This window comes from Bacillus sp. 05T31 (assembly GCF_056396725.1).
In genome coordinates this window covers 1-1,064 of sequence record NZ_JBFTMA010001034.1, presented here as the reverse complement: position 1 = coordinate 1,064, position 1,064 = coordinate 1, and the positions used below count along the sequence as shown (strand labels likewise).

1 protein-coding gene is annotated in these 1,064 nt (G+C 33.6%); it reads left to right on the top strand.

All coding sequences use genetic code 11. The features are described 5' to 3' along the window. Positions 1 to 258 precede the first annotated feature (258 nt). A complete protein-coding gene (locus AC1DJR_RS31070; RefSeq protein ID WP_429691744.1) occupies positions 259 to 525 on the top strand; it encodes a hypothetical protein in 267 nt (88 codons plus the stop codon). Positions 526 to 1,064: the final 539 nt, after the last annotated feature.

Here is a 1,064-nt window from a genome sequence, read left to right as displayed (position 1 = left end):
TCGTTTCACCGCTTGGATTTTTTCTTTTGAAGAAAATTTAGCCATAAAAAATGCACCTCCAATTGTTAGACCGTGTCTAACAATTGGGGTGCACTTCAATCTTTTGAAGAGACTTTTCTAGGTTTTTAGATACATTGACTGTTGATAAGTGATGTTATGTAAACTTTATGTGTACAAATATAAACATTGTATTTGTGTTTCAGTTTTGGTTTTTCCTTTATATGGATTAATGACGTGTTAATATAAGTTTATTAAAATATGTCAAGAGTAACAAAATTATTAATCAAAATCGTAAGGAAATTGTTTACAAGATATTATTTAAATTCTTATATAAAGTTAACTAATATTTCTAGAGAAAGCATAGATAAGTGGTTATTGCCTGTGATGGCTGCAAGACTGATTGAAGGTATACCGGAACCTGAAAAACAGTTTCTTTTGAGGGAAATAAAACAAAATCTACAAAATTTTTATGAAGAAATTTCGTTTAAGAAACAACTTAATCATTTTTTTAGAAACCTTATTTGACACTCCCACCCCTAAAGGGGCAAGCTGACTAGCGTCAGTGGGATTCTTGCTACCAAAGACGAAGTCCATTTCTGGTATCGCTGACGTGCAAGATTGCGGTGTGCCATCACCACTCTCACGACAGACCGTATAGGTTCGTGAGCTACGGTACTATGACCATACCGTACAGATAGTTTCGTGTTCACATGTTTTAGCGTCTTATTCTTGACGACACATATCATTTTACCGATAGCGTGAATTAGTCTATCGAACTCCATATGATATCTTGTTTTCAAGGAACACATAGGCGTTTTAAAGACTTGTACTTGTCTGTAGTTAAAGTATATCCAAAAAACAAATGTTTTTCTATGAAAAAGCGATACTTTCATCCCATGCCTAAAGGCGGACTAAAGTCCGATATGGGCTTTCACGCATCGCGAAATCTGTAACTTTCGATTAAAATCGCAAAGTAAATTCTTCAAATTATATAAAATAAGTAAACGGGTTACCATCGCAAAGTAAATTCTTCAAATTATATAAAATAAGTAAACGGGTTACCA

Excerpts from the sequence above, each read along its gene's own strand:
- AC1DJR_RS31070 (WP_429691744.1), top strand. The coding sequence starts at position 259 with ATGTCAAGAGTAACAAAATTATTAATCAAAATCGTAAGGAAATTGTTT.